Source organism: Ruegeria sp. N8 (genome assembly GCF_056531325.1).
In genome coordinates this window covers 579,224-602,124 of sequence record NZ_JBQFLQ010000002.1, presented here as the reverse complement: position 1 = coordinate 602,124, position 22,901 = coordinate 579,224, and the positions used below count along the sequence as shown (strand labels likewise).

The window sequence follows — 22,901 nt, the reverse complement described above, 5'->3', positions numbered from 1 at the left end:
TAACACGACGTTAACGGCAATTTGGCGCACTTGTTCTTTGATTGAACTGCCCCCATAACCGCTGCAACGCAGAATAGAGGAGAGTTCTATGATCGGTCGCCTGAACCATGTTGCCATCGCCGTGCCTGACCTTGAGGCCGCGTCCGCGCAATATCGCAATGCATTGGGAGCCAAGGTCGGCGCGCCTCAGGACGAACCCGATCACGGCGTAACCGTGGTGTTCATCGAACTGCCAAACACCAAGATCGAACTACTGTACCCATTGGGCGATGATAGCCCGATCAACGGGTTTCTGGAAAAGAACCCGGCTGGTGGTATTCACCATGTCTGCTATGAGGTCGAAGATATCATCGCGGCCCGTGACCATCTGAAGGAAACCGGTGCGCGCGTGCTGGGCTCGGGTGAACCCAAGATTGGGGCCCATGGCAAGCCGGTGCTGTTTTTGCACCCCAAAGACTTTAACGGCTGTCTGGTCGAGCTAGAACAGGTCTAACCCAAGCGAGGCTGCCATGACGATCACTGCTGCATTGGTTCTGTTTGCCGTTATCTGGTTTCTGACATTGCTGGTCGTATTGCCGATCCGCATCAAGACACAGGGCGATCTGGGAGAGATCGTTCCGGGCACTCATGCGGGTGCGCCGGAAGTGCATCATATGAAGAAAAAGCTGTGGATCACCACCGGGTTGACGCTGGTGCTTTGGGCGATCATCGCGGGTATCATCATTTCGGGCGTCATCTCAGTGCGTGATTTCGACTGGTTGAACCAGCTTGAGCCGCGCGGTTGAGCCTCAGACGGACAGCCTGTGGTAGATATGGGTAAACGTGGCCACTCCGACAATCGGGATGACAAGGTTCACCAGCGGCACGGTCAGAGGAATGGCCATCAAAGTGCCCGCCAGCCAGATCGTGACCATATGTTTGCCCCGTAGCTTGCGCGCGCCTTCGCGCCCGATCCGCCGCATCGCGACCAAAGTGAAATATTCCCGACCCAGTAGAAACCCGTTCATGCCCCAAAAGATGAACGGGGCCAGCGGCGTGAAGATTACATAGAGGATCAGTGCCAGCAAGTTGGCGACGATCAACACCCCCATAAAGCTGAGCGCATCGCGCAACCCGTCACTGATGGCAATTCCGGGCACCTTTGGCAGGGTGGGATAGTGTTTGTCCTCGACCGCCTGCGCGACCTCTTCCAGAAACAGCGAGATGATGGCCGAGGCAACCGGCATCATCAGGAAGACCGGCAGAATCACCACCGCAAAAATACCGGAATAATTCAACACGTCGTTTAGCCACGGAACGGCTCCGACGAAGGGCAGTGTGATTTCGCCGCTGGACAGCCAGTTGATCAACCAGATCGCGCCTGCGCAGGCTGCGATCAGCAACACGATTGTCAGGCCCACGCCCCGGAACAGAACCGAACGGAATTTGGGATCTCCGATCTGTCCGATTGCCGCGAAAAATGCGTTGAGGATGATCATTCAGGAACCCATTCGGTCAGTGCGGCCACGTCCGGGCGGGGACGTTCTGGCGGGGCTGCGGATTCGGTGGCAATGTGGATCAGACCAGCGATCCGTTCATTGTCTTGCAGTCCAAAGGCGGTGCGGCAAAACTCGGCGTCATGTGACTGCCAACCCGACAGCCAGTTCGCGCCCCAGCCCGCCACTAAGGCTGCGTTCAGCAACGCCAGACACACCGCACCGGCGGAATAGGTCTGTTCAATCGCGGGGACTTTTTCGGATGGTTTTTGAACCTCGACCACTGCTACGGCCAGATGACCCATGTCGAACTGGCTGCATGCTTTGGCGATCTCTTCAGGCGATTTACCCAGCCGTTCGCCGCATTCCTGCGTCAGCGCTGACAAACGGGGCATCGCGCCGCTTTCCAGCACTATGAACCGCCACGGCTCCAGCTTGCCGTGATCGGGACTGCGGGCGGCGGCGGTCAGCAATGGGGTCAGTTCATCCCGCGTCGGGGCAGGAGCGATCAGTGTTTTCGCAGGGCGGGACCGGCGGGACAGCAGAAACTCAAATGCGGCCGGATTCTTCAAGGACATATGTTAACTTCCTTTACATGGGCTTTCTGTATCTGGTTGAGCCTCTGACGGGTTTCAAGTGCAAAGGGCTGGGCTTGGTGGATCAATTCCATCCCGGGGCCAGCCGTGCAACAGTGTTTTGGGATCGGAGGATGAGATGGCTAAACCTAAACTGCGCAATCTGCCGGATCTGAGCGATCTGACCGACGCAGGGGCCGAGATTGCGGTTAAGGTGACGCCTAAGGCAGCTTCGGACCGGATCACGCGGGATGGGAGCGTAGTGCGCATCCATGTGACCACTGCGCCCGAAGACGGCAAGGCGAACGAGGCTGTGCGCCGCATCCTCGCTGCGGCCATGGGGGTGGCCACGTCTTCGCTGACCCTGAAGCGCGGACATACGGCGCGGGACAAGGTCTTTGTCTACGATCCTTAATCCGGTGTTTCGTGGATTTGGTACACCCCCTCGGGCAAATCCAGGGCAGCGGCCAGATCGCGGACCTGTTCCGGCGACAGCGTGATTTTCTGGACCTGATCGGTTCGAGGATCAAACTGCTCTAGCGTCACGCATTCTGCGAAATTGTTGATCACCACATCCTCTTGCAAAGGCTTTTCGCCTTCGTCCACCAGCGTAATGACCGTCGAGTCGAATTCATGCTCAATCGAAAACATGATGGCAGAGTGCAGGGCGATGTTCCGCTTGGCAACCCGTACTATCGCATTCAACCGGTGGCAGTCCCAAGGGGTCTGCGCTATGGTCAGCCAAACGGCGTGACCGTTTCAAAGGATGATCCATGCACCGTTTGATGTACCTGTTATTTCCCGTGTTTCTGGCCGCCTGCGACGCCAATGCGCTGCGGGTTCAACCTGCCGAGGACTGGATACAGGGCGAGGGGGATTTCAGGGTCGAAGCCGCCACTTTCCAGCAGATCAGCCAAAGGGTCGGCGAACAGGCCAGGGTCGAATGTTTGCGACGTGCCAATGTCAAGAATTGCGACTTTACCACATTGGTCGATCTGGACCCGAAAGCCCCTGCCAACGCATTTCAAACACTGGATAAAAACGACCAGCCGGTGATCATTTTTACCCGCGCGATGATCGAATCCGCTCAGAACGCGGATGAGTTGGCCTTTGTGATGGGGCACGAAGCCTCCCATCACATCCTGCGTCATATTCCGCGCCAATCGGTGAATGCACGCGAAAGTGCCGAGATTTTCGGCGATCTGGCGCGATTGGCCGGTGCCGAAGGGGCCGCCGTGGAAGAGGCGCAGAAACTGGGCGCGCGGGTGGGGACGCAGGTCTATGTGCGTGACTTTGAACTTGAAGCTGATGAGCTTGGAACGATCATAACCTTTCGCGCCGGGTATAACCCTTTGATCGGTGCGAAATATTTCGACCGCCTGCCGGATCCCGAAGACAGTTTCCTCAGCACCCATCCCCCCAACGCCAAACGGGTCGAGGTGGTGAAGCAGACCGCCCGCGGGCTTGGGTTGACGCAATGACCGCAGTGAAAAAGCTGGGGGTGATCCTGACGGATCGGGGCTCGAAATACGCAGTATCCGGTGCGCCCGTGTCATCGCGGACCGAGGTCGACGCTGTGCTGCATGCGCTTAAGGCGGATAAATCATATGCCAAGGCCACACATAATACATGGGCGGCGGTACTGCCCACTGGGGCGCTCAAGGCGGATGATGGGGAAAGTGGCGCGGGGATGGTGATCCTTCGGATGATGGAACGGGCCGACGTGCAGAACCACGTCGTAATAGTCACCCGCTGGTATGGGGGCAAAAAGCTGGGCGGGGACCGCTTTCGGCGGGTGCAGGACGCAACGCGAACCTATCTGGATCAGATCGACACCGGGGCTTGACCTGTATCAAGGGCCTGCGCCGCCGCATCCGCTAACCTGATCGAAACGCATCAGGGAAAGGGTGCCATATGTCCAACAGAGAGACCCTGAAGCATCACGCGGGCCTCGTCGATCAGATGGCAACGCGAGTAGGCATCGACCTGGAAGACGCAGCGCTTCGGGGTGATGTCTCGATCGATGAGATATCCGAAGCGGTTCTGCGCTGCACAGGATGCGCCAATCCCGGACATTGCGAAGCGCTGCTGGCGCAAGTGGCGGTATCGCAGGACACGCCGGAATATTGCCGCAACAAAGGCCTGTTCGCCCAGATCAAGCCACGTAAGGGGCGGTGATGCAAACGCTTGGGGCTGTCATGACGCACCTACGGCTTGTCCTGCGCATGGGGCAGGCAACAGGCGCGGACGTGGTTTCAGCGCATCGGCAGGGCCGCTTGAGCCAGGAGGACTGGGCCAGCATGGTACGGGCCTGTCAGGGATGCGCTTGGGCCAGATGCTGCCCCGATTGGTTGGATCAAAACAAGGGCGCGACCCAGGCACCTCGAACCTGCCCGAACCGGGCCAGATTTGCCACGCTTAGGTCCGGGAAAACTCGAGAGGGTTGAGAATGAAAGATATTCTTGGGGACGTCGAAAAACACTTCTGGCTGACGCGATCCGTCGCGCGCTGCATGAACCTGTCCCTGACCGAGGCGATGACCGAAGGGCGTCTTAGCGCCGAACGCTACGCGGAAATGGTCACGAAATGTCGCGCTGCCGATTGCAGTGAGACCTGTGCGATGTGGTTGGCCGAACAGCAGGCCAAGGCGGACAAAGCGCCTGAGTTTTGCGTGAACGCGCAGGCTTTGAACGCGCTGAAACCCTAAAGTTTGGAATGCGAGCCGTCACATAGCGGCGGGTTGGCGCTGTGTTTGCATCCGCAAAAGAACACTTTCTTGTCTGCCTCTGCGGTGTATTTGACCGGCTCAATCCCCGTTCCCTTATGTGAACCGTCACAAAAAGGCTGACGCGAGGATTTACCACAGGCGCACCAGAAATAGTTTTTCCCCTCGGCCACTTCGACGGGATAGGGGGCTTTCTGAGAAATGATCGGTGCGTCTGACACGTGGCTTCTCCGGAGTTTGCTGATGTCTGCTGGTCAGACAGTTTAGCGTCCGATTTCCGTTCTGCCATGGCAGCATGGATTTGCCGTTTTCACATTCACGTGATCAGATTTGTTGCAAAAATGCCAGCGAAGTCGTATTTTGAGACTGGCCCCGAATTTCTGGGCAAAATCAGAAAATTATTAGAAGGAATGACGGACATGAAACTTAGATTTGCCGCCGTTGGTGCGTTTGCTTTGGTCGTTGCAGCCTGTTCTCAGCAGGAAGAACCAGCTCCGGTTTATATTACACCCGAATATGACAAGTTTGGTACGCCAAGCTGTCCGGCCGGAACCGCATTGGCCACGACTGAGGCAGGCCAGACTGTCTGTAACCCGGTCGCGCAATAACAAACCTTCAGGCGGCTCGCGCGCGGGCCGCCTGCTTTCAGATAGATGCCGCCCACTGGGCGGTTTTTTCTTGCCTGTAATTGCCGGTTTGGGTTTTTGTCTGCGAGAGCGCTGTGCAGGGAACACATGAAAAACTTTCTAATCCGTCTAAAACATCGCACAGTCTGGAGCTGGCAAGGGCTGGCCGCGACGTGGCGCGATGAGTACTCGTTTCGCGTATGGGGATGGGCCAACCTGATCTCGGTGGGGCTGGCAATTGGACTACCCCTCAGCGGCGGTATGCGCGCGTTGATTGTCATCATGGGAATTTTGGTTCTGGTCGCCGAACTATTCAACACGGCGATAGAACGGGCCGTGGATCACACATCTACAGACCACAACACTTTGGCCGGCCAAGCCAAAGACGCCGCCAGCGCAGCGGTTGCGCTGACGGCCATTGCCGCTGCGGTGGCATGGATGGCGGGTCTTGTGGCTATGCTCTGACGGTCGTCATTACTTGATTCGATACCGCCCGTACCCGCGGTGAGATCTGTGATACCGGACTCCTCGATAAGATCTTTGATGCCGGAACGCGTGTTTCTTCGGCACATAGTACCGATGGTAACGTTTCTTGCTGTGTTTGAACTTCGACCGGTGGTGCTTTTTGACCGGCTTGGCATGATGCACCTTGGCTTTCGCGACCGGCTTGTGGACCTTTTTCTTATACACTTTGGGCGCAACGAAGTGTTTGTGGACACGATGTTTGCCGCGATAGTGGATGCCAAAGGATTTCCCTCCGACCAGCGTGAACTGAGCCGTGCTGCTTGAGCGCACTTCTGCAAAAGCAGGCGCTGCAAATAGTTGTACCGCCAGGAGCGCGACGGCGCATTTCGTTGCGAAAGGACGCAATTTAGACATGGTAACCCTCCTTTTTGGACGTGTTTGGGTTCTGTCTAAATCTGGGGCCTGATGCGGGGGATCGCCAATAAACTTGGCTCACGCTTGCCCTATCGGTGGTTACATTGCCTCAGCGCAGCGTGCCCCACAGGTCATATTCCCCAGCCTCGTCCACCTCGACCGAGACGATGTCGCCGGGTTTGAGGTCTTCGAACCCTTCGTCGACGAACAGGTTGCCGTCAATTTCGGGGGCGTCGGCCTTGGTGCGGCAGATGGCAGCCTCGTCATCGACCTCATCCACGATCACGTCTAGCCTTTGTCCGACCTTTGCGGCCAGCTTCGCCTCGGATATCGCCTGCGCTTTTTCCATGAACCGTTCCCAGCGGTCCTGTTTGACTTCGGACGGGACATGATCGGGCAGGTCGTTCGAGCGCGCCCCGTCCACGTTTTCGTACTGAAAACAGCCAACGCGATCCAATTGAGCCTCGTCCATCCAATCCAGCAGGGTCTGGAACTCGGACTCGGTCTCGCCGGGATAGCCGACAATAAAGGTCGAGCGCAGGGTGATATCGGGGCAGGTCGCGCGCCATGCGGCGATCTCGTCCAGCGTTTTGGCAGCCGCCGCCGGGCGAGCCATGCGTTTCAAAACGTCTGGGTGGGCGTGCTGGAACGGAATATCCAGATAGGGCAGCACGTTGCAGCCCGCATCGGCCATCAGCGGAATCAACTCGCGCACATGCGGGTAGGGGTAGACGTAGTGCAGGCGCACCCACGCATCGAACTGCCCCAACTCTCGCGCCAGATCGGTGATGTGGCTGCGAACCTCGCGGTCTTTCCACGGGTTGACATCATACTTGCGATCCAGCCCATAGGCCGAGGTGTCTTGGCTGATCACCAGCAGTTCGCGCACGCCGTTTTCGACCAGCTTTTCGGCCTCACGCAGCACGGCGTGGGCGGGGCGGCTGGCCAGTTTGCCGCGCATGTCAGGGATGATGCAGAACTTACACTTGTGGTTACAGCCCTCGGATATTTTCAGATAGCTGTAGTGGCGCGGGGTCAGTTGCACGCTGGCGGCGGGCAGCAGGTCTACAAACGGGTCGGGATCGGGTGGAACGGCTTGATGTACGGCGTCCAGCACTTGTTCGTATTGATGCGGCCCGGTGACGGCCATGATGCGGGGGTGATGCTCGCGGATGTAATCCGGTTCGGCACCCAGACAGCCGGTGACAATGACCTTGCCGTTTTCCACTAGTGCCTCACCAATCGCGTCCAGCGACTCGGCCTTGGCGCTATCCAGAAACCCGCAGGTGTTCACGATCACGGCATCTGCGCCTGAATAATCGGGCGAAATCCCGTATCCTTCGGCACGCAGGCGCGTCAGAATACGCTCACTATCCACCAAAGCCTTGGGGCAGCCCAAAGACACCATACCAATGGTGGGCTGGTTCGGACGGGGCGTGTCGGTGATCCGGGCGGCAGGCGCCAGGTCGGGGCGGAGGTTCGGCGGGTTCGTGGTCATGGCGCGGCATATAGTGGGGAACGCTTCCCCTTGCAAATGGCCGCTGGGCTTAGAATGATAATTTCAACGCATAACAAAAAGCAAAGAGCGGTAAAATGAAGTGGCTGGTGCGCATTCTCTTTCTCATCGTGGCCGTGATCGGGCTGGTTATCGGGGCTTTGCTGATGATGCCCGGCGACAAGCTGGCGCGTATCCTGGCCGAGCAGGTCAAGGCCGAAACGGGCCGGGATCTGACCCTGACAGGAGATGTGAAACTGTCATTCTGGCCAGTGCTAGGGATGGAGACCGGGCCTGTGACGTTCAGCAATGCCCCTTGGGCCGGGTCCGAGCCGATGCTCAGCGCGGATCATCTGGCCGTTGGTGTGGATGCGGCGGCGTTGATGTCAGGGGATTTGCGTATCCGGCGGGTGATTGCGGAAAACCCGACGCTGCGGTTGGAACTGTCTGACGGGCGCGGCAATTGGGAGTTTGGCGCGTCAGCGCCTGCGGCGGCGTCCTCGGGATCTGGCACCTCTGCCGCCCCGCAGGGGCAACCGGGTGTCGTAACGCTGGATAGGCTGGAATTAACAAATGCGCGTCTGCTCTATCTGGAAAACGGGGCGGTGACGTTCGATTTCTCGCAAGTCGACCTGTCGGCAAGCTGGCCCGAGGTCACAGCACCGTTGTTGCTGGAGGCGAAAATGGCGGTGCCAGGGGGCGCGGTTGAGGTGGATATGAAAATCCCAGATCTGCCCGCTTATGCAACCGGCGCGGCCACCCAGTTGGATCTGTTGCTGCGCGCGCCCGGGGGTGAAGTCGACTTTGACGGTCGCGTGAATCTTGCCGGAGAGATGGACGGCGACCTGCACCTTAAAACCCAAAATACCGAGACATTGCTGGCCGCTTTCGGACAGCCCGGTACAGCCGTGCCTTTGGGTCTGGGTCGCCGCGCGGAACTGGTCGGTCGTATGACCTATACGCAGGACGGGCGTCTGTCGGTGCGTGAATTGGTGGCGCAACTGGACGACAACCGCCTGACCGGCGAGGCGGATATCGTGATCTCGGACCCACCACAGATCACCGCGCGGTTTGACGCGGGCGATTTGGATCTGTCCCGATTCAACGAGTCTAATGGAGGCTCGGGCGGTGGTGGCGGCGGCGCTGCGCCAAGCCAATCCGATGGCTGGTCGACCACACCGATTGACGCCTCGGCGCTGGCTTTGGCGAATGGGCAAATCCAGCTGAAGGCGAATTCGATAGCAGTGCCCGACCTGACCCTTGGTCCCAGCGATCTGACCTTGAATCTGGACCGGTCACGCGCGGTGTTGCAGATGAACCCGGCCACATTGTTCTCGGGTCAGTTGACCGGTCAGGTCGTCGCGAATAACCGCAACGGGCTGTCTGTCGGTGGCAACATGAAGGCAGACGGGATCGACATCCAACAGGCCCTGATGACGCTGGCCGATATTGACCGATTGTCCGGCACGGGCACCGGTTCGTTCGAGTTTCTGGGCGTTGGGCAAAGCGAGGATCAGATCATGCGTTCACTCAGCGGCAAGGGTCGCGTGGATGTGGGGCAGGGGGTGATCAACGGGTTCGACCTGGACCGCCTGATGGGGCGGGGCGAAGGGTCAGGCGGCACTACTGTGTTCAACAGTCTTGCCGCTAGTTTCACCATTGATCAGGGTGTTCTCAGGAATGATGACCTGCTGATGTCACTGGATAATTTCCGTGCCGATGGCGCCGGTCGCGTCGGCTTGGGCGAGCGCAATATCGACTATCTGTTCACCCCCACAGCGTTGCGGGCAAATTCTGGTCAGGGCCTGTCGGTGCCGGTGCGCATTGTTGGACCGTGGAGTAATCCATCGATCAAACCCGACCTCAGTAAAGTGATCGAAGCGGCCGCCGAAGGCAAAATCAAAGAACTTGAGGACGACGCCAAACAACAGGTGCTGGACAAGGTCAGCGACGAGCTTGGGACTGCCGTGACAGACACCGAAAGCATCGAGAATGCGGTGAAGAACAAATTGCAGGAAGAGGCCACGAAAGGGCTGCTGAAATTGCTGGGCGCGGATTGAGCGGCGGGGCGCAAGACGCGCCCCAAGGCTCTAGATTGTCTGATCGTAGTCGCCCACGCCGGGTTCTGTACGGATGACAGCGTCGATATCGGCAAATATCGCGCGCATTTCATCCTCGCTTTCGCTGCTTTCGCAGACCACGACCAGATTGGGCGTGTTCGAGGATGCCCGCACCAGACCCCAGCTGCCATTGTCCAGAATGACCCGAGCGCCATTGACTGTGACGACCTCTTTGATCGCGCGTCCGGCAAAGGAATCTCCCGCCTCGGATTTGGCCACCAGCTTGTCGACCAGACGGGCGAGTATGTCATATTTCTCGGTATCTGCCGCATAGGGCGACATGGTGGGCGTCGACCAAGTCTTGGGCAGGGCCTTGCGCAAATCGGACATACTCTGATCGGGGTTGCGGTCCATCAGTTTGCAGATCTCAACCGCCACGCGCATGCCGCAGTCATAGCCACGCCCGATCGGTTCAGCCAGAAAGTAGTGGCCCGACTTCTCGAACCCGGCCAGCGCATTGATTTCCTTGACCCGGCGCTTCATGTGGCTGTGTCCGGTTTTCCAGTAATCTGCCTTGACCCCACGGGCCTGCAACTGCGGATCACTTGCGAACAGACCGGTTGATTTCACATCAGCCACAAAGGTCGCGTTCGGGTACAGTTTGGCCAGATCGCGGGCCATGATCACACCGACCTTGTCGGCGAAAATCTCTTCACCTTCATCATCGACAACACCACACCGGTCGCCGTCGCCGTCAAACCCCAGCGCCAGGTCGGCACCGCTGGATTTCACGCTGTCGGACATGTCGTGCAACATCTCCATCGCTTCGGGGTTCGGGTTGTAGTTGGGGAACGTGTAGTCCAGCCGGGTGTGGCTGGGCACAACCTCGACCCCCATTCGTTCGAATATCTTGGGCGCAAAGGCCGAGGCGGTGCCGTTCCCGGTGGCGCAGACCACTTTCAGCGGGCGAGACATTTTGAAATCGCCGACCAGATCGTCGATATAAGCCTCTTTCACGCCGTCCACGAACTCATACGAGCCACCCTCATGGGGTTGTCCTTCGCCATTCAGGACGATGTCGCGCAACTCGGACATCTCATCAGGGCCATGGGTCAGAGGACGCTCAAACCCCATCTTGACCCCGGTCCAGCCGTTGGGATTGTGGCTGGCAGTGACCATAGCAACCGCCGGCACGTCCAGATGAAACTGCGCGAAATAGGCCATGGGGCTGAGCGCTGGGCCGATATCCTTGACCTGAATGCCGGCCTGCATCAGCCCCAGGATCAGTGCGTTCTTGATGGCCAGCGAATAGTCGCGGTAGTCGTTTCCCACCGCGATCACCGGTGCAATTCCGCGCCTGCGCATCTGCGTCCCAAGCCCCAGACCCAGCGCGGTCATGCCGGGCAGGTTGATTTCCTCGGGGTATTTCCACCTGGCGTCATATTCACGGAAACCCGTGGGTTTGATCATGGCATCGCGCAGAAAGCTCCAGGTGTTCGGGGTCACCTCGGGGATTGGTTTGGTCATAGAAAATCTCAATCGTTAAATCTGAATGGGGTTTGCCTTGGCCAGCGCATCAAAGCGCATCAAAGTGTCAATAAGTTGCGGCATCTGGTCAAGATAGATCATATTGGGGCCGTCAGATGGCGCATTGTCAGGGTCCTGATGGGTTTCAATGAACACAGCTCCGACACCCAATGACACTGCCGCACGCGCCATGACCGGCGCAAACTCCCGCTGACCGCCAGAGGACCCACCTTTGCCACCTGGTTGCTGTACCGAATGCGTTGCGTCCATCACGACCGGGTAGCCCGTTTTCGCCATTTGCGGCAGGCCGCGCATATCAGCAACCAGTGTGTTGTATCCAAAAGATGTGCCGCGTTCCGTCAGGAGGATATTCGTGTTTCCCGTGCTTTCGATCTTGTCAACGATGTTGCCCATTTCCCAAGGCGCAAGAAACTGACCTTTCTTGACGTTAACGGCTTTCCCGGTTTCACCAGCAGCCAGTAACATATCCGTCTGGCGGCAGAGAAAGGCGGGAATCTGCAAGACGTCTACGGCCTCGGCCGCTAGGGCACATTGGGATTCAGTATGAACATCAGTCAGAACAGGAATACCCATCGAGTGGCGAATATCGCTCAGAACTTTCAATCCAGCGTCAATACCCAGGCCACGGACACCGGACAAGGAAGTACGGTTAGCTTTGTCATATGACGCCTTGAAAACGTACTGTGCTCCGGCCGCATCGCAGGCCTCTTTCATTTTGCCGGCGATCATCTGGGCATGATCGGCGCTTTCAAGCTGACATGGACCGGCAATGATTGTCAGAGGCAGATCATTGCCGACCGTGAGATCGGAGATTTTTACATGTTTCATGTGTCTTACGAGGATACCTGTTCACGAAGGACCGACGCGGTAAGCGAGATCAACAGGTAGATACCAGCAAACAACAGGAATGCCAAAATCGTATTTTCGAATTTCCTCGGATAGGTCGGATCCTGGCTGGGAACCGGGTTCACTGAGACGGTCAGATACCGCACCTTGCGGTTGGCCTCGGTCCGGGTGGTTTCCATTTGCTGCATGGCTGCTTGCAGCATCATGTCCCGTGCGGCTAGATCAGCCTGCGCAGTCTGGATTCGCAAGGTCAGACGCACCAGCGAGTTTTCGCCAGCCGAGACATCCAACATCTCGGCGTTCAGCTCCTCCAGCACTTCTTCGAAGCGCGCAATTTCGGCGCGTACACCGTCTACTTTGGCCTGATTGGGCCGCAGATTGTCTAAAAGCGAAGCCAGTTGCAGTTCTTTATCCTGCAATTGCGCCTCAAGCGTGTTTATTCGGCCGCGTAGGCCGGCAAGCACGTTTTCTGGGTCTAGCAGAGCGCCTTGCAGCTGCGCTTCGATCAGGGCTTCCTGCGCTTTGTTGCGTGCCTCCTGCGCCAGTTCGAAACTGGCCACGGCGTCGCGCATCTGGTCTTCGCGTTTCAGTTCGGACAGTCCGTTGATGGTGTCTTCGGCATAGGACAGCAACCTGTCCGAGATCGCGACTGCGATATCAGGTGTGGGCGCGGCGACCTCCATGCGGATGATGCCGTCGCTGGGGTCATAGCCGATGGTGATCATCCGCATGTACAGCTTGTGGGTCTCTTCCAGACTTGCGTCGGGCGACAGACGCTGGATCGGATCAATCCAGTCCTGTTTGAATATCTCGGAAAACCCCATATCGCGCTCAAGCCGTAGCAGAGCGTCCTTGGATTCCAGAAATTCCTGCGTGGCAACCGAATCCTGCGCGGTTGCGTATTGGGTGCCCGCCAAGAAACCTCCGAATGAGGCTCCGCCGCCATCCGCTTGAAGTATGGAGAAGGCCGAATCGCTGGCATACATCGGCGTTGCAAAGCGATAGAAATAAGTCCCGACCACAAGCGTCGGCAGCAATACAAACACTGCCAAACGCGCAAACAGAGCAAACAGTTTGCGTCTGCGGCGGCGCGCGATGTCCTTCTGAATTTGCCCGATCTCATAGTTGCGCCGTTCCGCGGGGCTCATCTCGGGGCCGGGCAGAGTTTCGGGCGATTGCAGAATGGGCTGAGGCAGTTGGATCGTCACCTTGTCTTTGGTTTCATCTTCGACACGCTTTTTCTCGGCGGCAAGGTCCAGCAGACTGCTGCGTTCGAATGGGTCGATACCCTTTTTGCGCAACAAGCGCACAGCATCATAATCCGAGTCCGCCTCGATCCCGTTTTTCTGCGCCAGCTTTCGCGCAATGCGAAGCTGCCGACCGGTTAGCCCCTCAGCCTTGATCTTTTCCAGCTCAGAGGTCTGTGCATCATTGGCCGCCTCGGGTGGTTGCGTCGCTTTGCGAATGCGTGAGATCGCGTCGGCGCGGGCCTCGGCATCTGCCGGACCCTGACGTTTGCGTCGCCAGTTGTATATTCTAGCCTTGGGTTTGGTAGTCATACAGTTGTTTTGCCTCTTCCAAGGAGTCGAACACATGAAGTTGCCCATCGACAAGGACAGCGGCCTTCTGTGCAAATTTTTCTAACACGGTCGGGTTGTGCGACACGATCACCAATGTCGTCGTCCGAAGCCTTTCTTGCAGGATATCCCCTGCTTTTCTGTTAAATTCGACATCCGTCGTGGCGGGCATGCCCTCGTCAATCAGGTACATGTCGAAGTCCAGCGCCAGCATCAGCGCAAAAGTAAACCGCCCCCGCATCCCCGAGGAATAGGTCGCCATCGGTTGATCGAAATACTCGCCCAGACCACATAGCCACTTGCAATAGGCTTCGACATAGTCGGGGTCCATACCATAGATCTTGGCGATATAACGCGCGTTTTCCAGTGCCGACAGTTTGTTGGCCACGCCACCCGTAAACCCCATTGGAAAGGACACCCGGCAGGATTTGCGGATGACGCCTTCATCCGGCTTTTCCAACCCCGCCATCATGTTGATCAACGTGGTTTTGCCCGTCCCGTTCGGGGCGAGAATGCCGATTGAGGTGCCAAGTTCGACCCGGAACGAGACCCGGTCCAGGATTACCTTGCGGCGTGTCCCGGTCCAAAAGGACTTACTGACATTCTCGAACTCAAGCATTTTGGGCCTGTCTGCTTATTCTTCCCGCAGCCGGACGGCGTGATCTCATGACTCATGTCCGGCCATGTTGGCGGCATTATGTCCAGTTTTGCACATGATGATCAATCCGCGCTGCCGCAGGCTGTTGTTATTGTGACTTTTCCATCTGTTGGTTCTCGCCACTGCGGTGACTATCTTTGTTGCCAGGTGTCAACCACTGTGCTTCAGGAAACCTTGCGATCTGATGAATTCCCTCGAAAAAGACATCGCCGCCTGCCGAATCTGCGCCGACAGGTTTGCCGCAACCGAAACGGCGCATGAACCACGCCCGGTCGTCTGGTTTCGGCAAGGTACCCCGATCCTGATCGCAGGGCAGGCGCCGGGCGCGCGGGTTCATGCCTCGGGCCGTCCGTTTACGGACCCCTCGGGGGATCGTCTGCGCGACTGGTTGGGGATCGGGGAAGACGTGTTTTATGACCGCGCTCGTGTCTCGATCGTGCCGATGGCCTTTTGCTTTCCGGGCTATGACGCGCGCAAGGCCGATCTGCCGCCGCCACCGATCTGCGGGCAGACGTGGCATGACAAGGTGATGCGGACGCTGGGTGATGTGCCGCTGACTGTGTTGGTCGGGGGGCATGCGCATAAATACCACCTCAAGGCGCGCGGGTCCGTGACCGAGACGGTACGCAACTGGCAGGACCATGCGCCGCGCGTCTTTTCCTTGCCTCATCCGTCGTGGCGGAATACGGCATGGATGAAGAAAAACCCGTGGTTCGAGGCCGACCTTCTGCCGGTCCTGCGCGCACGGGTGCAAGAGGTTCTGAATGACTGACATGACCGCTCTGGACTCGGCCCATTCCGGGATGGAGGCCGCGCCGCAGGACGATGCCGCCCGGTTGCGGTTCTTTGTGCGGCTGGCCGATAGCGAACTGTTCCTGCTTCTGACCGAAGAGGCAAAGGGCGAAAACATCTCGCCCGAGTTGTTTGACGTGGCCGATGGCCGCTTTGTTCTGGCGTTCGACCGCGAGGATCGTTTGGCGCGCTTTGCTGAACGCCCTGTTCCCTACGTCGCCCTGTCAGGGCGGGTGTTGTCGAATATGTTGGCCGGGCAGGGCATCGGATTGGGCTTGAATCTTGAGGTCGCACCGTCCTCGATGCTGATCCCGTCCGAGGCGCTGGGCTGGTTGGCGACCACCTTGCAGCACGCGCCGGAAGAGGTGCAGCAGCACTTGTCGGAATTCCTGCCCCCAGTCGGTTTGCCCGACGATCTACTGACGGCTTTGGATGCCAAACTGGCAACGGCCGTTGGTCTGGCGCAATCCGCCTATCTGGTCGGCACCAAGACATCTGAGGGGGGGACCGGCCACCTTCTGGGTTTTGTCGGCGCGGTTGAAGGGGCGGAAGCGGCCTTGGCCAAGGCCGCGTCCGAAGCGCTGACTTTTTCAGGGATCGAGGCGGGCGCAATGGATGTGGGTTTTTTTGCAGCCCACGACGCTGCCGCGTCCGCTCTGGCGCGGGTGGGGCTACGGTTCGATTTACCGCAGCCGGAAACCTCTAAGTTCCAGCGGATCGCGCCGGGCAGTGACCCGGAAAAGCCACCGATCCTCAGATAAATAGGGCCTCACCAGATCCCGGCGAGGCCCGACAGGTTTATTCCGCAGCAGCTTCCAGCTTGTCCTGCGTACGGGTTTCAAAGTCGCTGGCTTCGTGGCGCTCATGAAGCTGCAAGTGCTTTTCGCCAAAGGGGCGGTTCACCATGCGTCCGCGCAGAACGGCCGGGCGTGCGTCGATCGATTTGGCCCAACGCATGACATTCTTGTAGGATTCGACGTCCAGGAATTCGGCCGCATCATAAAGGCGACCCAGAACCAGTTGCCCATACCAGGGCCAGATGGCCATGTCGGCAATGGTATAGTCTTCACCAGCAATATAGGTGTTCTCGGCCAATTGCTTGTCCAGAACATCAAGCTGACGCTTGGTTTCCATTGTAAAGCGGTCGATCGGGTATTCGAATTTCTCGGGCGCATAGGCGTAGAAATGGCCAAATCCGCCGCCCAGATAGGGCGCGCTGCCCATCTGCCAGAACACCCAGTTCATCACCTCGGTCCGCTCGGGTCCTGACTTGGGCAGGAAGGCGTCAAACTTTTCGGCCAGATGGAACAGGATCGAGGCGCTTTCGAAGACGCGCACTGGCTTGTCGCCGGATCGGTCCCACAGCGCAGGGATTTTCGAGTTTGGGTTGGCTTCGACAAAGCCCGACCCGAACTGATCGCCTTCGCCGATATTGATCAGCCACGCATTATACTCGGCTTCTTCATGACCCAGGGCCAGCAATTCTTCCAGCAGTACCGTGACCTTCACGCCGTTTGGCGTGGCCAGTGAATACAGCTGCAGGGGATGGCGTCCGACAGGCAAATCCTTATCGTGGGTCGCACCGGCGATGGGGCGGTTGATATTGGCAAACTGCCCGCCATTCTGACTGTCCCATGTCCAGACCTTCGGGGGGGTATAGGTCGATTGCTCGCTCATCTCTTGCCTTTCTCAGCAAATCTGGGGTGAATTGTCCGTCCGTCACAACAGCTAATATTGCAAAGCGCCGAGTCCAACCCCGGTTGTTGGCTTCTTTCTGTAACATTCGGCAGGAATAGTCTCACGTTTCTTCATTCGACGTCACAGGCCCGCGAGCAGGACTGCTCTGTCGGCTGGAATCACCTATTGTCTGAGCAGACCCGGAACACGGGTGCCCCTTAAACCTGAGGACAAAAGGACGACCTATATGAAACGTTTTGCCCTAACCGTTGCAGCGACCCTGGCTTTCGCTGTTCCCGCTTTTGCCGGTGATCAGTATGTAGACGGTACCGGATTCGCTGTATCGGGTTACGATGTTGTAGCCTACCGCAGCCTGGATCAGGCCCCGGTTGGTCAGTCCCAGCCAGAAGGTGTGCGTGGCCGTTCCGACATCACCGCAGAATATAACGGTGCGACATGGGCGTTCTCGACTGAAGAGAACCGCGACAAGTTTCTGGAAAACCCCGCCTATTACGCACCGGAATATGACGGGCACTGTGCCTATGGTGTTTCGCGCGGCGGTAAGGTTCCGGCAAACCCGAACCTGTGGCGCATCGTTGATGACAAGCTGTACCTGAACATCACCGATGTAGTTGTTGGGTTCTTTGAAGAAGACATTCCAGGCAACATCAACCTGGCTGAAGGTAACTGGCCGGGGATCGAGCCTGCGAAAGCATCGACTGCAGTCATTCCGAAATTCACTTCGAAAGGCCCGATCTCGAACTAAGGGTCCACTCACAGAAAAGCCCGGCTGTTACTCGCCGGGCTTTTTTCGTTTTGATTAGCTTGCCAGGCAGAATTCGTCTCGCATCTGCTGGTCAGCATCGAAACGGATACGCACGCTTTTGGCGCCGGGGAATTTACGATCGCGGATCGTGTCAGGCACCACAACCTCACCACCGCCGGTTTCCTTGGCCTGAAAGCTCAGCACTTCGGTTTCGGTACGGCGTGCACCAGCCAGAACCGAAGTAGGCAAAGCCACCCGGTTTTGCCCCTGCCGAACGGGCGAGGACACGAAATAGGTCAGGTTACGGCCATGAAAGCCGACCGCCTCGGGGATGTGATCGGAATCGCCAATCTGGTCAGCGGTGCAAGTCTCGTCTGCGCCGCCGGCACTTTGCGGAAGCGCTTTGTTCAAAAGCGTCCGGCAGGCATCGATATCGGTAATATCCAGCGAGATGACCCGCTTGCGCAATTTCGGACGTCGTGGTTTGCCGGGCTGCGCGCCCTTGCTGACCAAACCTTCCAGCCGCAACAGGTCATAGGCTTCTTTCGCACGGGTAAATTCCGAGCTGTCGCCCCTGGTTCGATCGGAATGCACATTGAACGCAATGTTGCGCCACGCTTGTCTGATATCCTCAGAACCGGCGGTCTGATCTAGGCCAAGGGCGGCCAGCGCCGCAGCGCGGGCCTTCATCTTTTCAACAACTTCCATACCCAAAACACTCGTTAAAACAACAACGTGCTCTTAGTGTTGGGATGGCCGCATTTTTGTCAAATTTGATGGTTTTTTGAGGCTAAACGTAGAACAATCCCGCCATGCACTGCGGGATTGTTCTGGTGAATGTGCTTGTGAGAGCCGACTTTTCGCTCAGGCCACGTTTTGCAGATCGGCTTTAGGCGTAATGCCCAAGGCGAAACAAACGTCGCGAGTCAATTCGGGGCGATTCAGCGTGTAGAAATGCAGCTTGTCCACACCGCCCTCGATCAAATCCGAGCAGAGCTCGGTGCACAGTGCGGTTGCCAGCAAGTCTTCGCGGTCGTCGCGGATCGCCTTGTCAAAAGCCTGTTCAACCCACGCAGGGATACGTGTGCCGCAGCGTTTGGCAAAACTGCGCGCACCCTTCCAGTTTTCGATGGGCAGGATGCCCGGCACGATGGGCTTATCGATGCCCGCCTTGGCGCACGCATCGCGGAAGCGAAAGAACGTCTCGGCTTCGAAAAAGAACTGTGTCAGCGCCTCGTCGGCTCCCGCGTCCAGCTTGGCTTTCAGCCAGTCAATGTCCGTACGGGCGCATTGGGCCTCGGGGTGGATGTCGGGATAGGCGCCCACGCGGATGTTGAAGTTTCCAGTGTCAGCCAGTGCCTTGATCAGCTCAACCGAATTGGCAAAACCTTCCGGGTGAGGCACGAACTTTTCCTGTCCTTTGGGGGGATCGCCGCGCAAGGCCACGATGTCCCGCACGCCTGCTTTTGCAAAGGAATCGGCGATTTTCAGGGTTTCTTCGCGCGTGGCATCCACACAGGTCAGGTGCGCGGCAACCGGCAGGCCGGATGATTTGTGCAAGGTGGCGACCGCGTCGCGAGTCAGCTCACGTGTTGTGCCGCCTGCGCCGTAGGTGACCGAGACGAATCGGGGCTCAAGTGGGGCGAGCGTTTGAACCGTATCCCAAAGGCGGAACGAAGCTTCGAGCGTTTGGGGCGGGAAGAACTCGAATGAAATCTCAGGTTGGGTCATCATGGCCTCGCATATTCCAGTTGTGGGTCTTGTGCCATGTGACGCATTGTGAGACAAACTCATATTCCTCAAGAACAACATGAGCTCCATTGAATGCATATCGAATTTCGGCACCTGCGCACAATCAAGGCGATTCATGAGTGCGGCGGGTTGGCCCGCGCGGCGGATCAGTTGAATATCACTCAGTCGGCGCTGAGCCATCAGATCAAAGGTCTTGAGGATCAGGCCGGCGTGGAATTGTTCCTGCGCCGCTCCAAACCGATGAAACTGTCTGCGGCGGGGCTGCGCCTGTTGCGGCTGGCCGAACAGATTCTGCCGCAGGTCGAAGCGACGCAGCAGGAGTTCACCTCGCTGCGCGATGGGCGCACGGGTCGGATGCATATCGCCATCGAGTGCCACGCCTGTTTCGAATGGCTTTTCCCGGTGCTGGAATCCTTTCGCAAATCCTGGGGCGATGTGGATGTCGATATCCGCCCCGGTCTGGCTTTTGACGCGCTGCCCGCGCTGCAAAAGGAAGAGGTTGATCTGGTTGTGTCCTCGGACCCTGAAGACCTACCGGGGGTCGAGTTCATCAAGCTTTTCGACTATGATGCGGTGTTTGTTGCGGCCTCGGCCCACCCATTGGCGCAGAAGGAGTTCATCGAGGCCGAGGATTTTCGCGGCCAGACCCTGATCACCTATCCGGTCGAGCGCACTCGGCTGGATGTGTTCAGCCAATTGCTGATCCCGGCGCGGGTGGAACCGGCCGCTATTCGGCAGGTGGAACTGACGGCGGTCATCCTGTTGCTGGTCGCCTCGAACCGGGGGATTTCGGTGCTGCCCGACTGGGTGGTGCGCGAGGTTAAGTACAATTCGGACTATGTGACCCGCCCGCTGACCCGCGATGGGATCACCCGCAGCCTCTATGCGGCGGTGCGATCCGAAGACCTTGAAAAACCCTATGTTCAGGAACTGATCGATCTGGCCGGGACCGAGGCGCGCAAGCTGCAATCGCAATAGGCGCGAAACGCGGGTCTGCTATGCGCATCAAGCCCCTTGGCAAGGGCGCATTGCATCAGTATACGCGCGGTTTGACCGAACAGGAGCCTTGGGACAATGGTAGGCAGTGCTAACCTCAACATCATGATCAAAGCCGCGCGCAAGGCGGGGCGGTCTCTGGTCAAGGACTTTCGTGAAGTCGAGAACCTGCAAGTCTCGATGAAAGGCGCGGGTGACTTTGTCTCCAAAGCCGATATTGCTGCTGAAAACATCCTGAAAGAGGAACTGCTGGGTGCCCGCCCGACCTATGGCTGGCTGGGTGAAGAAGGCGGCGGGCAGGCGGGTGAAGACCCGACACGCCGCTGGATCGTTGACCCGCTGGACGGCACCACCAACTTCCTGCACGGGCTGCCGCATTGGGCGATTTCTATCGCTCTGGAACACAAGGGCAAGATCGTTGCCGGCGTGATCTATGACCCCGCCAAGGATGAGATGTTCTTTGCCGAAAAAGGTGAGGGCGCGTGGATGAACGACACCCGCATCCGCGTTTCGGGCCGCCACCGCATGATCGAGTCCATTTTCTCGACCGGTTTGCCCTTTGGCGGACGTTCTGATTTGCCTGCGACCCTTCAGGATCTGGCGCGGATCATGCCCACTTGCGCAGGCGTGCGCCGCTGGGGCGCTGCGGCGCTGGATATGGCCTATGTGGCTGCAGGTCGTTACGAGGGCTTCTGGGAACGCCGCCTGAACGCGTGGGACGTGGCTGCTGGTATCATCATCGTGAAAGAAGCCGGTGGCTTTGTGCAGGGTCTGAACCCCGAAGGTAGCGTCTTGGAAGATGGCGAGGTTATCTGTTCGAATGAACCGATCTTCGACCAGTTCTCGAAGGTGATCCGGGGCTGACTTGCAGAACCCTGAGACGAACAAGCGCGCCCTGTCCGAGGCGCGCTTTTTTGTTGTCGGCAGCACAGGCGATCAAGGCCGCCAATGTCGTGCAAGGATATGCATCTACCGGCGCGGGATTCGGGGGATGCGGGATTGTGACAGTTTGTATGTATGCTCGGGGTGCGGCGGGTGGCCATGTGTTCGGTTCCAATACCGCGTACCGCCCCGCCGCGCCCAAAGCGGGATGCACAAAAGCAGACCGACAAAGAACCCGCCGGTATGAGCCCAATAGGCAACGCCGCCTTCGTCCGGGTTGCTGGCAAGGCTGCCCAGGAATTGCATCCCCAGCCAGACCCCCAGCATGACGAAGGCCGGGATGGTGAAAACCCGCACATAGACGATCAGGATCAGCAGAATATCCACGCGGGCCTTAGGGAACATCAACAGGTATCCCCCCATGACCCCGGCGATTGCACCAGAGGCCCCGATGGTCGGCACCACTGATCCCGGGGCCGTCAGGACGTGGATCAGGCCTGCTCCGATACCGGCCATCGTATAGAAAAGCAAAAAGGGCAGGTGGCCCATCTCGTCTTCCAGATTGTCGCCGAATATCCAAAGGAACAGCATGTTCCCTGCCAGATGCATCCAGCCGCCGTGAAGGAACATTGAGGTGAACAGCGTCTCATACGCGACCCCGTCTTCGATCCGGGCCGGGATGACCGCGTAGTCGAAATAAAGCCGGTTGAGCAACCGCGCATCATCCATGATGCCCACATAGCTGAGGAAAATCAGAATGTTCACGGCCATCAGCAGATAGACGACGTATGGGGAGCGCCCCGAGGGGTTATGGTCACGGATCGGAAACATGGCGCGACGCTGGGCTTTCGGGCGGGCAAGGTCAAGGTACGTTTACGCAGCATACGGCATGGTGGCGAGGTGTGTGACGAAGACTTGAACGAGCCCAAGGGTTGACGCAGCCTGTCTGCGCGTCACCATAGACACATGAAACACATCGCCTCAGCTTTTGTCGTGCTGGTCGCAGGCACCATCGCTGCCCATTCACAGGACTGTCCCGCCGCTCCGGATCACTCGGACGGGGTGGCCGGGATTATCTCTCAAATTCAACAGGCCGAGACCGAGCGCGCCGCGCAGGTTTTGTCGGGCAAGCTTTGGGAGTTTTGGACAGATGCACCGGATAGCAAGGCACAAGTCGCGCTGGACAGGGGGATGACACGTCGTAGTCAAAGCGATCTGCTGGGCGCAATCGAAGACTTCAACTCGCTGATAGATTACTGCCCATCTTATGCCGAAGGATATAACCAGCGCGCCTTCGCCTATTTTCTGGGCCGGGATTATCAGGCCGCTCTGCCGGATCTGGATCGGGCAATCGAACTGTCGCCCAATCATGTGGCAGCAATCAGTGGGCGTGCACTGACTTTGTTAGGGCTTGGGCGGATCGACGAAGCTCGCGAGGCTTTGGAACAGGCGCTGGAGCTGAACCCGTGGCTCTCTGAACGCCACTTGATGGACCCCGGAGGGCCGTTGGCACCGCAAGGCCAAGACATCTGAAATACAAAACCCCCGACCAAACAGGCCGGGGGTTTTCGA

31 protein-coding genes are annotated in these 22,901 nt (G+C 58.2%); 17 read left to right on the top strand and 14 right to left on the bottom strand.

Annotated features, from left to right (window positions below; genetic code table 11):
• Positions 1-88 precede the first annotated feature (88 nt).
• The gene (gene mce / locus ACR0C5_RS07095; RefSeq protein WP_170352375.1) at positions 89-493 is read left to right on the top strand and encodes a methylmalonyl-CoA epimerase; all 405 of its coding nucleotides are present in this window, start codon (positions 89-91) and stop codon (positions 491-493) included.
• Positions 494-509: 16 nt separating this feature from the next.
• The gene (locus ACR0C5_RS07090) at positions 510-785 is read left to right on the top strand and encodes a DUF1467 family protein (RefSeq protein WP_480875565.1); all 276 of its coding nucleotides are present in this window, start codon (positions 510-512) and stop codon (positions 783-785) included.
• Between the two features lie 3 nt (positions 786-788).
• Here the strand turns inward: ACR0C5_RS07090 and ACR0C5_RS07085 are convergent, their stop codons facing one another.
• Positions 789-1,478, bottom strand: a complete 690-nt coding sequence (locus ACR0C5_RS07085; protein WP_170783871.1) for an EI24 domain-containing protein — start codon at positions 1,476-1,478, stop codon at positions 789-791.
• Positions 1,475-2,053 (bottom strand): nitroreductase family protein, encoded by a 579-nt coding sequence (locus ACR0C5_RS07080; RefSeq protein WP_170788196.1) that lies wholly within the window; start codon positions 2,051-2,053, stop codon positions 1,475-1,477. Before ACR0C5_RS07080 ends, ACR0C5_RS07085 begins: the two co-directional genes overlap by 4 nt.
• Positions 2,054-2,189: 136 nt before the next feature.
• Between ACR0C5_RS07080 and ACR0C5_RS07075 the strand changes: the two genes are divergently transcribed.
• Positions 2,190-2,465, top strand: coding sequence for a DUF167 domain-containing protein (locus ACR0C5_RS07075; RefSeq protein ID WP_170788197.1), 276 nt, complete (start codon positions 2,190-2,192; stop codon positions 2,463-2,465).
• Here ACR0C5_RS07075 and ACR0C5_RS07070 read toward each other — a convergent pair.
• Positions 2,462-2,701 (bottom strand): hypothetical protein, encoded by a 240-nt coding sequence (locus ACR0C5_RS07070; RefSeq protein WP_170769820.1) that lies wholly within the window; start codon positions 2,699-2,701, stop codon positions 2,462-2,464. The two genes, ACR0C5_RS07075 and ACR0C5_RS07070, sit on opposite strands and share 4 nt — an antisense overlap.
• A gap of 122 nt (positions 2,702-2,823) precedes the next feature.
• On the opposite strand from ACR0C5_RS07070, the gene ACR0C5_RS07065 reads away from it, so the two are divergent.
• The 5 genes from ACR0C5_RS07065 (at position 2,824) to ACR0C5_RS07045 (ending at position 4,757) form a co-directional block, all read left to right on the top strand.
• Positions 2,824-3,531 (top strand): M48 family metallopeptidase, encoded by a 708-nt coding sequence (locus tag ACR0C5_RS07065; RefSeq protein ID WP_170788198.1) that lies wholly within the window; start codon positions 2,824-2,826, stop codon positions 3,529-3,531.
• Positions 3,528-3,896, top strand: a complete 369-nt coding sequence (locus ACR0C5_RS07060) for a YigZ family protein (protein ID WP_170783879.1) — start codon at positions 3,528-3,530, stop codon at positions 3,894-3,896. The genes ACR0C5_RS07065 and ACR0C5_RS07060 overlap by 4 nt, the downstream gene beginning before the upstream one ends.
• A 68-nt stretch (positions 3,897-3,964) precedes the next feature.
• Positions 3,965-4,228: a DUF6455 family protein gene (locus tag ACR0C5_RS07055; RefSeq protein WP_170769064.1), complete on the top strand. Its 264-nt coding sequence runs from the start codon at positions 3,965-3,967 to the stop codon at positions 4,226-4,228.
• Positions 4,228-4,497, top strand: a complete 270-nt coding sequence (locus tag ACR0C5_RS07050) for a DUF6455 family protein (RefSeq protein ID WP_269149751.1) — start codon at positions 4,228-4,230, stop codon at positions 4,495-4,497. Before ACR0C5_RS07055 ends, ACR0C5_RS07050 begins: the two co-directional genes overlap by 1 nt.
• A 2-nt stretch (positions 4,498-4,499) precedes the next feature.
• Entirely contained in the window at positions 4,500-4,757 is a 258-nt protein-coding gene (locus ACR0C5_RS07045; RefSeq protein ID WP_480549251.1) for a DUF6455 family protein, read from the top strand.
• Here the strand turns inward: ACR0C5_RS07045 and ACR0C5_RS07040 are convergent.
• Positions 4,754-4,996, bottom strand: a complete 243-nt coding sequence (locus tag ACR0C5_RS07040) for a CDGSH iron-sulfur domain-containing protein (protein WP_480875558.1) — start codon at positions 4,994-4,996, stop codon at positions 4,754-4,756. The genes ACR0C5_RS07045 and ACR0C5_RS07040 overlap by 4 nt on opposite strands.
• A gap of 198 nt (positions 4,997-5,194) precedes the next feature.
• Between ACR0C5_RS07040 and ACR0C5_RS07035 the strand changes: the two genes are divergently transcribed.
• A complete protein-coding gene (locus ACR0C5_RS07035; protein WP_170769067.1) occupies positions 5,195-5,383 on the top strand; it encodes a hypothetical protein in 189 nt (62 codons plus the stop codon).
• Between the two features lie 126 nt (positions 5,384-5,509).
• A complete protein-coding gene (locus ACR0C5_RS07030) occupies positions 5,510-5,866 on the top strand; it encodes a diacylglycerol kinase (protein WP_170769068.1) in 357 nt (118 codons plus the stop codon).
• Positions 5,867-5,875: 9 nt separating this feature from the next.
• On the opposite strand, the gene ACR0C5_RS07025 is transcribed toward ACR0C5_RS07030, so the two are convergent.
• Positions 5,876-6,280 carry a hypothetical protein gene (locus ACR0C5_RS07025; protein WP_170783885.1) on the bottom strand — a complete coding sequence of 135 codons (405 nt, stop codon included), beginning with the start codon at positions 6,278-6,280 and terminating at the stop codon, positions 5,876-5,878.
• A gap of 109 nt (positions 6,281-6,389) precedes the next feature.
• Positions 6,390-7,778, bottom strand: a complete 1,389-nt coding sequence (rimO, locus tag ACR0C5_RS07020; RefSeq protein ID WP_480875555.1) for a 30S ribosomal protein S12 methylthiotransferase RimO — start codon at positions 7,776-7,778, stop codon at positions 6,390-6,392.
• A gap of 95 nt (positions 7,779-7,873) precedes the next feature.
• Here rimO and ACR0C5_RS07015 point away from each other — a divergent pair, with 95 nt between their 5' ends.
• Positions 7,874-9,835, top strand: coding sequence for an AsmA family protein (locus ACR0C5_RS07015; protein WP_170769071.1), 1,962 nt, complete (start codon positions 7,874-7,876; stop codon positions 9,833-9,835).
• A 30-nt stretch (positions 9,836-9,865) separates the two neighbouring features.
• On the opposite strand, the gene ACR0C5_RS07010 is transcribed toward ACR0C5_RS07015, so the two are convergent.
• Genes ACR0C5_RS07010 through ACR0C5_RS06995 form a run of 4 tightly spaced genes read right to left on the bottom strand, consistent with a single transcriptional unit; the run spans position 9,866 to position 14,425 of the window.
• Positions 9,866-11,362, bottom strand: a complete 1,497-nt coding sequence (locus ACR0C5_RS07010) for a phosphomannomutase/phosphoglucomutase (RefSeq protein ID WP_170788203.1) — start codon at positions 11,360-11,362, stop codon at positions 9,866-9,868.
• 15 nt (positions 11,363-11,377) lie between these two features.
• Positions 11,378-12,211 (bottom strand): 3-deoxy-8-phosphooctulonate synthase, encoded by an 834-nt coding sequence (kdsA, locus tag ACR0C5_RS07005; RefSeq protein ID WP_480875552.1) that lies wholly within the window; start codon positions 12,209-12,211, stop codon positions 11,378-11,380.
• A gap of 5 nt (positions 12,212-12,216) precedes the next feature.
• Positions 12,217-13,788, bottom strand: coding sequence for a KpsE/RkpR family capsule polysaccharide export protein (locus ACR0C5_RS07000; RefSeq protein WP_480875550.1), 1,572 nt, complete (start codon positions 13,786-13,788; stop codon positions 12,217-12,219).
• The gene (locus tag ACR0C5_RS06995) at positions 13,766-14,425 is read right to left on the bottom strand and encodes an ABC transporter ATP-binding protein (RefSeq protein ID WP_170783898.1); all 660 of its coding nucleotides are present in this window, start codon (positions 14,423-14,425) and stop codon (positions 13,766-13,768) included. The genes ACR0C5_RS07000 and ACR0C5_RS06995 overlap by 23 nt, the downstream gene beginning before the upstream one ends.
• A 223-nt stretch (positions 14,426-14,648) precedes the next feature.
• On the opposite strand from ACR0C5_RS06995, the gene ACR0C5_RS06990 reads away from it, so the two are divergent.
• Both ACR0C5_RS06990 and ACR0C5_RS06985 read left to right on the top strand, forming a co-directional pair.
• Positions 14,649-15,236 carry a uracil-DNA glycosylase family protein gene (locus ACR0C5_RS06990; RefSeq protein WP_480875546.1) on the top strand — a complete coding sequence of 196 codons (588 nt, stop codon included), beginning with the start codon at positions 14,649-14,651 and terminating at the stop codon, positions 15,234-15,236.
• Positions 15,229-16,017, top strand: coding sequence for an SseB family protein (locus tag ACR0C5_RS06985; RefSeq protein WP_480875544.1), 789 nt, complete (start codon positions 15,229-15,231; stop codon positions 16,015-16,017). The genes ACR0C5_RS06990 and ACR0C5_RS06985 overlap by 8 nt, the downstream gene beginning before the upstream one ends.
• 37 nt (positions 16,018-16,054) lie before the next feature.
• Here ACR0C5_RS06985 and yghU read toward each other — a convergent pair whose 3' ends face one another.
• Entirely contained in the window at positions 16,055-16,933 is an 879-nt protein-coding gene (gene yghU / locus ACR0C5_RS06980) for a glutathione-dependent disulfide-bond oxidoreductase (RefSeq protein ID WP_480875540.1), read from the bottom strand.
• A 247-nt stretch (positions 16,934-17,180) separates the two neighbouring features.
• Here yghU and ACR0C5_RS06975 point away from each other — a divergent pair, with 247 nt between their 5' ends.
• Positions 17,181-17,699 (top strand): YHS domain-containing (seleno)protein, encoded by a 519-nt coding sequence (locus ACR0C5_RS06975; RefSeq protein ID WP_170783904.1) that lies wholly within the window; start codon positions 17,181-17,183, stop codon positions 17,697-17,699.
• 54 nt (positions 17,700-17,753) lie between these two features.
• Here ACR0C5_RS06975 and ACR0C5_RS06970 read toward each other — a convergent pair whose 3' ends face one another.
• Positions 17,754-18,407, bottom strand: a complete 654-nt coding sequence (locus tag ACR0C5_RS06970) for a J domain-containing protein (RefSeq protein WP_480875537.1) — start codon at positions 18,405-18,407, stop codon at positions 17,754-17,756.
• A 156-nt stretch (positions 18,408-18,563) separates the two neighbouring features.
• The gene (gene metF / locus ACR0C5_RS06965) at positions 18,564-19,430 is read right to left on the bottom strand and encodes a methylenetetrahydrofolate reductase [NAD(P)H] (RefSeq protein WP_170769821.1); all 867 of its coding nucleotides are present in this window, start codon (positions 19,428-19,430) and stop codon (positions 18,564-18,566) included.
• A 93-nt stretch (positions 19,431-19,523) separates the two neighbouring features.
• On the opposite strand from metF, the gene ACR0C5_RS06960 reads away from it, so the two are divergent.
• The gene (locus ACR0C5_RS06960) at positions 19,524-20,429 is read left to right on the top strand and encodes a LysR family transcriptional regulator (RefSeq protein ID WP_480875534.1); all 906 of its coding nucleotides are present in this window, start codon (positions 19,524-19,526) and stop codon (positions 20,427-20,429) included.
• A gap of 96 nt (positions 20,430-20,525) precedes the next feature.
• Positions 20,526-21,311, top strand: coding sequence for an inositol monophosphatase family protein (locus tag ACR0C5_RS06955; protein WP_480875532.1), 786 nt, complete (start codon positions 20,526-20,528; stop codon positions 21,309-21,311).
• 105 nt (positions 21,312-21,416) lie between these two features.
• Here ACR0C5_RS06955 and ACR0C5_RS06950 read toward each other — a convergent pair whose 3' ends face one another.
• On the bottom strand, positions 21,417-22,160 hold the full coding sequence (locus tag ACR0C5_RS06950) for a rhomboid family intramembrane serine protease (protein ID WP_480875529.1): 744 nt from the start codon (positions 22,158-22,160) through the stop codon (positions 21,417-21,419).
• Between the two features lie 135 nt (positions 22,161-22,295).
• Between ACR0C5_RS06950 and ACR0C5_RS06945 the strand changes: the two genes are divergently transcribed.
• On the top strand, positions 22,296-22,862 hold the full coding sequence (locus ACR0C5_RS06945) for a tetratricopeptide repeat protein (RefSeq protein ID WP_170783913.1): 567 nt from the start codon (positions 22,296-22,298) through the stop codon (positions 22,860-22,862).
• Positions 22,863-22,901: the final 39 nt, after the last annotated feature.